The following is a 5,684-nucleotide window of genomic DNA, read 5'->3' on the forward strand; positions in this document are numbered from 1 at the left end:
AAACAAATGAAAGCAACAATGATTACAATGTGTTCGGTATTAGGATGTGCAAAAGTTATGGGATATGCAGGAATGATTGCAGCCATTGCGAATTTTGCCATCGGTGTGACTGGTCCATTCTATCCAATTGTAGCTCCATGGATTGGTGCATTGGGATGCTTTGTGACAGGGTCTGGAACAAGTTCTGGTGTTTTCTTTGGAGCCGTACAAATGAGTGCAGCACAGGCTTTAGGTGCAAATACATATTGGATTGTGGCTTTGAATTCAATGGGCGTAGCTGCTGGAAAAATGTTATCACCTCAATCCATTGCGATTGCTTTGAGTTCTGTACAAAAAGAAGGGCAAGATTCCAAGTTATTGGGAAAGATTCTTCCATATGGTGTTTTATTCTTAGTTTTAATGTCCATCTATGCTTTTATTGGTGCTAGGATTCTATAAAAATACAAAAGCCAGAGACTTTGTTGCCTCTGGTTTTTTTATACAAAAAAACTGCTACGAATGATTCGTAACAGTAAATGTATTTTATACTAAAGAATTACGACCGTAAGCTTTTTCCCAGTCTTTTGAGAATGTATCAACTGCACTTTCTGTTGCAGGATGATCAATCAAATTGAACGCAACATCTGTTGGAATTGTTACACTTTGAATACCCGCTTTAAATAATTCATGAACTTGGCGTGTGTTCTTAAAGCTGGCTGCTACAACTTCTGTAGACAAGTTATTTAAACGTAACATATCCAATAAATCTTTTACTTGTCCAATTCCATCTCCATAATTTTCCATTCGATTAACATATGGTGCTAAATAATCAGCTCCATTTAAAGCAGCCATGAAAGCCTGATTTGCTGTATAAATAGCTGTTGCCAATGTTTTGATTCCTAATTTTTTACATTCTTTGATTGCTTTTAATCCTTCATGTGTTACTGGAATCTTAACAACCATATTCTTTTCTCTTAAAGAATTAATGTATTTAGCTTCTTCCATAATTCCTTCAAAATCTGTTTTAATAACTTGAATAAACAACAATTGATCTGGACTTAAAAGATTAATCAAATCTTGAATTACATCTTCTGATGGACGATTTGATTTTGTGATAATTGTTGGATTTGTTGTTACCCCGGCTACATTCAATAATTCGTTTAGTTCTTTAATTTTTTTGATATCTGATGAGTCAATTACTAATTTCATTTTAGTTCCTCCTAAATGCATCTAAAATATATCATATAGATCATTTAAAAACAATAGTTTTTTATCATTATTTATTATTTTTTATTGTTTATCTTCAAAACAATAAAAAAAGCGATTATAATCGCTTCTCAAATCCACCTGTAATACTTGAACCCTCGTTTAATATCACAAACGCATGTGGATCAACTTCTTCAATAATCTTTTTTAAACGACGAATTTCATATTTATTTAGACAAGTTACCAATACAAATAAATCCGTATCCGTATAAGCACCTTTTCCATTCCAATATGTGACCCCTCGTCCTGTTCGTTCCATGATTTCATTTTTTAAGGTTTCTTCTTTTGTGAAAATCGTTGCTGCAATATTGATATTTTGATAATGAATGCGATCACAAACAAAATACATGACAGCTACATAAATAATAGAATATAAGCTACTTTCCAGGCTCCATTCAAATGCACAGAAAGAAAATAGAATAACATTTAATAAAATCGATAACTTTCCTACCGAAAAATCTGGACGTGTTTTTGAAAAATAAACACCTAAAATATCCATTCCCCCAGCACATCCACTGCTTCTTAAACAAAAGCCGATTCCAATACCACCTAAAATAGCTCCAATCAAACAATTTGACAACAAATCTTCCATAATGGGTATTTGTGTTTTTGGTAGTATTGAAAGTGTTAAGGTTTGTACAATAATGCTTATAATTGTTTTTACACAAAATCTTTTTGAAATTGTTCGAATAGCCAAAATAAATAATGGAACATTCAAAAGTGCATTGACAATTCCAGTTAAATCAAAGGTTGCAGAATGTGGAATAAAGTAATCAAATAATTGTGCAATTCCTACAATTCCTCCGGAATTAATATTATTAGGTGTAACAAACATATTAATGCTTAAAGCAAATAATGCACTTCCAAAAATCAACTGCATATATTTTATCGTTTCATTTTTTTCCATATAAATAAGTTCCTTCCATGAATCGAAGTCCTTTTGGTATTTTATTTTTAATTGTCATTCCATCGCTTTTGCCAAAACCAAAAGGATATCCTTCGTAACTTAAAGCCGTAAATCCTTTTTCACATGGATAAGATATACTCAATCCATGCATAAAAGCATTCATCAAATCAAAAGATACATCCACTACTTTTTTTAAACGAGAAATGTCTTCGTTCATATAAAAGGCATGTGACGGTTCAAATCGATTTTTTAACACCGTACCACAAAATAGACCTTGACGTAATAGTTTTATTTTTTTAAAGTCGATAAATTCTCGATCCATGGCATATACATTTCCATTCATAATGTAGTAATGAGAATACAATTCATTTAATTGTTCTTTCAAAAAAGTCATTGTGATTTTATCAACTTTTTGATTCTTTAAAACAGGTAAATTTCTTTTTTCACCTTGCGTTTTCACAATTTTGGCAATAAAATGACCTTCTCCTTGGTCCATTGGAAAAACACGACGAACATAACTTTCTTGTATGCCTTCTGTTTTAAGTCCACTTCGCCCATAAGAAGAATGAATATCAACCAATTCACAATCCGGATATTCCTTTAAAAACCAGGCAATCACGTCTTCGTTTTCTTCTTTAGCATAGGTACATGTAGAATAAACTAAGATACCATCTTTTTTAAGGGCTTTATAAGCTTGTCTTAAAATATCTTTTTGACGCTTGGCACAATATAAAATATTTTCATAAGACCATTCTTGCCTAGCTAAATTATGTTTTTTCATCATGCCTTCTCCTGAACAAGGCGCATCCACCACAATCTTATCAAAACAAGAAGGAAATGTTGTACATATTTTTTCAGGTGTCGTGTTGGTTATAGCCATATTCACCATACCCATTCTTTCCATATTCGATAAAAGAATTTGTACACGTTTAGAATCAATTTCATTGGAAACTAAAAAACCATTTTTTAATTTTGCGGCAATTTGGCTGCTTTTCCCTCCTGGAGCCGCACATAAATCCAGAACGACATCATCTTCTTTTATATCTAATGCTTCTACCACAGCCATTGCACTGGGTTCCTGTAGATAATATAAACCACAAATATGATATGGATGATTGCCTAAATTTTTAGATATATAAAATCCATTATCACAAAATGGTGTGATCTGTTCAATATCTGAAAACGATTGAATAAATTTTTCTTTACTGATTTTTTTAGTATTCACACGAAGTCCCTGATACATCTTTCGATTCAATGAAAGCATAAAAGCTTCCATTTCATCTGGTATATACGATTCCATTCGTTTATAAAATAAATCCATAATTACCCCCAAATCGTTTCTGGACGAATACGACAGGCATATTGCGAACACGTGGCTGCCTGATCCCATCCTGTTTGAAAAGAAAAATCGGCTCCTTGTTGAAAATAAGAAACAATTTCTTCCAAAGAACATTTTATTTCAAATACTTCAATATGACAATGTGGACCTGAAGAATTTCCACTATTTCCACTTAATGCTATCACATCATTTTGATGAACTTCTTGTCCTGGATATACAAACAATTGACTTGATAAATGCGCAAATGTGATGCCATACAACTGATTTTGAACAGACACCACCAAACAAATTGTGTTTCCTCCGCCAAAGGGCCAGCCACACCAGTTTCCTAAATATCCATTATTGTCTTCCACTGGTGCATCGGCATATAACACTAAACCATTGGCAGGTGCATAAATATTGGAATATAAGTCACAGCCAATATCCAATCCCAAATGAAGATTTCCATCCGGGTAAGCCCATGTTCCTGCACTGATATTTCCAGTGGGAATGGGATGAACAAAAGAAGAACTTGTTTGTGAAATCGAGATATTGTCAATAAAACAAGCTTGGATGGATTCTTTATTTTGGATATAGAATGCACCAAAAACTGGTAGATGATCTTGTCCTTGAATGATTTTATAGGGGCTATAGTTTCCTTCGTTGTTCATATGGAATTCAATTTGATTTCGTATTTCATTTTGTTTCTGGTAAATAAATTGAATTTGTTCATTGATTTCTTTGATTTGTTGTTTAGCGAAATCTATATTTGATAAAAGTTTTTCATTTTTTGTCCAATGAAAAGTATCCAATAAACCACATAAAACAGCTTGCTGATGTTGCTTGGACTCTTGAAGAAGCATTTCTAATTGATGATATTGATGAGATTGTAAAATAAAAGATTGTTCATATGGAAATGAAATAGAACACAAAAAAAGACAAACACTTAAAATGCATGAATTCATATACACTCTTTCTACTGTCTGTCTAAATTTATTTTATCAAATATTTTTGGAATGTAAAACATCTAGATTCAAAATCAGCAATGCCATGCATCCAGTACATAGATTGAGAATGGTGACATCCATAGTTCCATGAATTAAAATCACAAGAAGAAAGGCAATGCCCATCGCAAAATATTCTGGATGTTCTTTCCATTTATGAATATAAAGAAAGTCTTTAAATATGCATATACAACAAATAAGAACAAGAATTGTACCTGCAATTCCATAAGAAACAAAGGAATCCAAATAAATATTATGAGCATGTGGTGCAACGTGTCCGTTATATAACACATGGGCCACACTATATCCAAATGGTCCCAATCCAAATAATGGATGATGTTGAATGGAAGTCCATGCACAACTCCATATCTTGAACCGACTTCCCACCGTACTAATATCCGATAGTCTAGGAATAATGTCTGGTTTTATATAAATGGCAACACAAGCTAAAAGGATACAAACAATCGAAGTCCAGGCCCATTTCTTTTCTTTGGACAAAAACAAGAAAGCAGGTACCATAATCACAAACGGAAGAAAAGCAGCTCGACATCCTGTAAAATAAATCATGGCTAAATTAAATATTCCAATTAAAACGTATTTGATTTTATGTTTCCATTGTTTGCATTGAACAAAGCGTACCATGCAACAAATAATCAAAAACTCTAATACCATGGCATAATAATTCGCATTTAAAAATGTAGCTGATATTCTTCTTTTTGGTGAATTAAATAAATGAAAATCAAAAAAAGAATAGCCCATCATATTGGATATTGTCTTAAATTGAAATAATCCAATGATATTGATAAAGAAAGAACAATAGATCATCATTTCCAGGATGATTTTAAATAATTCATGGTTTAAATGTTTTCGAACATAGGCTATATATAAAAACACAAATACAAATCCAATTGAAATCAGAATTCCATATATATTTTGATAGAAACAAGAAACAAAAAAAGATAAGATACTAAATGGATATAAGAAACGATATCCAGGTTGTGCAAATACATCTTCTTTTAATTCTTTTTTGTATATCGCATAAAATACCAATCCAATAATGGATATACCATGAATAAATGGATTTACAAATAATAAAAAGAAACTCAATAAAATACATTTTTCATCAAAATCTAAGTTTTGTATAGCTTTCAACATAAAAAACTGTTATGAAGTGACCTTTGTCAAGACGCAAATACACTCATTTTTATAT

The 5,684-nt window shown here is 31.9% G+C and carries 6 protein-coding genes; 1 reads left to right on the forward strand and 5 read right to left on the reverse strand.

Going from position 1 to position 5,684, the window contains the following annotated elements:
- A partial coding sequence (locus ACI32A_RS08530) for an L-lactate permease (protein ID WP_439754629.1) occupies positions 1-438 on the forward strand: 438 nt, incomplete at its 5' end.
- Positions 439-522: 84 nt separating this feature from the next.
- Here ACI32A_RS08530 and ACI32A_RS08535 read toward each other — a convergent pair.
- From ACI32A_RS08535 to ACI32A_RS08555, 5 genes are all read right to left on the reverse strand, one after another.
- Complete coding sequence (locus ACI32A_RS08535; RefSeq protein WP_439754630.1) at positions 523-1,188, reverse strand: transaldolase family protein; 666 nt, start codon at positions 1,186-1,188, stop codon at positions 523-525.
- Between the two features lie 115 nt (positions 1,189-1,303).
- Positions 1,304-2,152 (reverse strand): YitT family protein, encoded by an 849-nt coding sequence (locus ACI32A_RS08540; RefSeq protein ID WP_439754631.1) that lies wholly within the window; start codon positions 2,150-2,152, stop codon positions 1,304-1,306.
- Complete coding sequence (locus ACI32A_RS08545; protein ID WP_439754632.1) at positions 2,139-3,473, reverse strand: RsmF rRNA methyltransferase first C-terminal domain-containing protein; 1,335 nt, start codon at positions 3,471-3,473, stop codon at positions 2,139-2,141. The genes ACI32A_RS08540 and ACI32A_RS08545 overlap by 14 nt, the downstream gene beginning before the upstream one ends.
- A gap of 2 nt (positions 3,474-3,475) precedes the next feature.
- Positions 3,476-4,435, reverse strand: a complete 960-nt coding sequence (locus tag ACI32A_RS08550) for a M23 family metallopeptidase (RefSeq protein WP_439754633.1) — start codon at positions 4,433-4,435, stop codon at positions 3,476-3,478.
- A gap of 36 nt (positions 4,436-4,471) precedes the next feature.
- On the reverse strand, positions 4,472-5,629 hold the full coding sequence (locus ACI32A_RS08555; RefSeq protein WP_439754634.1) for an O-antigen ligase family protein: 1,158 nt from the start codon (positions 5,627-5,629) through the stop codon (positions 4,472-4,474).
- Positions 5,630-5,684: the final 55 nt, after the last annotated feature.

Origin of the sequence: Floccifex sp. (assembly GCF_051873555.1) — a bacterium.
In the GTDB taxonomy this organism is placed as follows: Bacteria; Bacillota_I; Bacilli_A; order Erysipelotrichales; family Erysipelotrichaceae; genus Floccifex.

Coding starts and splice junctions, on each gene's coding strand:
- ACI32A_RS08550 (WP_439754633.1), bottom strand. CDS start 4,435: ATGAATTCATGCATTTTAAGTGTTTGTCTTTTTTTGTGTTCTATTTCA.
- ACI32A_RS08535 (WP_439754630.1), bottom strand. CDS start 1,188: ATGAAATTAGTAATTGACTCATCAGATATCAAAAAAATTAAAGAACTA.
- ACI32A_RS08555 (WP_439754634.1), bottom strand. CDS start 5,629: ATGTTGAAAGCTATACAAAACTTAGATTTTGATGAAAAATGTATTTTA.
- ACI32A_RS08545 (WP_439754632.1), bottom strand. CDS start 3,473: ATGGATTTATTTTATAAACGAATGGAATCGTATATACCAGATGAAATG.
- ACI32A_RS08540 (WP_439754631.1), bottom strand. CDS start 2,152: ATGGAAAAAAATGAAACGATAAAATATATGCAGTTGATTTTTGGAAGT.